Source organism: Bradyrhizobium sp. P2_E8 (assembly GCF_056403875.1).
The window spans coordinates 1-1,244 of the sequence record NZ_JBFUES010001493.1 but is presented as its reverse complement, the minus strand read 5'-3'; the positions used below and the strand labels follow the sequence as shown (position 1 = coordinate 1,244).

Annotated in this window: 1 protein-coding gene and 1 pseudogene; both read left to right on the top strand. The window is 68.0% G+C overall.

The genetic code is table 11. From position 1 onward, the window contains the following. Nucleotides 1-600 (top strand): S41 family peptidase (locus AC1D00_RS41715; protein WP_477014720.1); only part of this gene is annotated, 600 nt, incomplete at its 5' end. A 172-nt stretch (nucleotides 601-772) separates the two neighbouring features. Further along, nucleotides 773-1,244 (top strand): annotated as a pseudogene (locus tag AC1D00_RS41710) (divergent polysaccharide deacetylase family protein); the annotation flags it as partial.

Here is a 1,244-nt window from a genome sequence, read left to right as displayed (position 1 = left end):
GTCACCGTCTCCGACTCGTTCCTGGAGAAGGGCGAGATCGTGTCGACGCGCGGCCGCAATGCCGAGGAAACCCAGCGCCGTACCGCACATGCCGGCGACCTCACCAAGGGCAAGCCGGTCATCGTGCTGGTCAATGGCGGCTCCGCCTCGGCGTCCGAAATCGTCGCCGGCGCGCTCCAGGACCACAAGCGCGCGACCATCGTCGGCACGCGCTCGTTCGGCAAGGGCTCGGTGCAGACCATCATCCCGCTCGGCTCGGGCAACGGCGCGCTGCGGCTGACCACGGCGCGCTACTACACGCCGTCGGGCAAGTCGATCCAGGCCAAGGGCATCGTGCCCGACATCGAAGTGCTCCAGGACGTGCCRGATGAGCTGAAGTCGCGCACCGACACCAAGGGCGAGGCTTCGCTGCGCGGCCATCTCAAGAACGACGGCGACGAGAAGACCGGCTCGCAGTCCTACGTCCCGCCGGACGCCAAGGACGACAAGGCACTCAAGCTCGCCGACGACCTGCTCCACGGCATCAAGAACAGCGCCTCCGCAGCGCCCACGCCGGGTGCCGACAAGGCCGCGACCGACAAGCCCAAGGCGGCGAACTAAGGCCGCGAACTAAGTCGGCGAACCAAGTCGGCGTACCGCGCGATCCAACGCAAAGGGCGGCTCCTTGAGCCGCCCTTTTTGCTTGGAACGCCTGGCATCCCCGGCCTATCCCGGCCTGCCGTCGCTTGACCTCGGCGTGGTATCGTCATCGGTGAGTGATTCGGGATCGCGCATGACTGAAACGGCCGATGATCTGAGCGCCCCGCTCGGACAGGACAAGCCGCGCCGGAAACGCCGGCTGCGGCTGCCGTTCACGGCCATGCAGGCGCTCGCCGTGCTGCTCGGCCTTTTGCTGGTCACCTTTGCCGGCTTCGCCATCTTCAACAAGGATCCGCTCGGCGGCGAGCCGATGACCCGGATCGCGATCCGCGAGCCCAAAGCTACGGACCAGAAGCCGGCCGCCTCCGGCCCCGGCCAGGACAGCAAGCAAGAGGGCAAGCACGAGACCAGGGAAGCGCCGAAGCAGGCCGCCCCCGGCGAGCAGAAGACCGTCACCATGATCGATGGCTCCACCGGTGCGCGCCACGACGTGGTGATCGGTGCCGGCGAGGCCACCGACAAGGGCGAGGCGGCCTCCGCACCGCCGCCCGTCATGGCGGGGATCGACCCCAAGCTGCTGGAGAAATCGCGCTACGGCATGATCC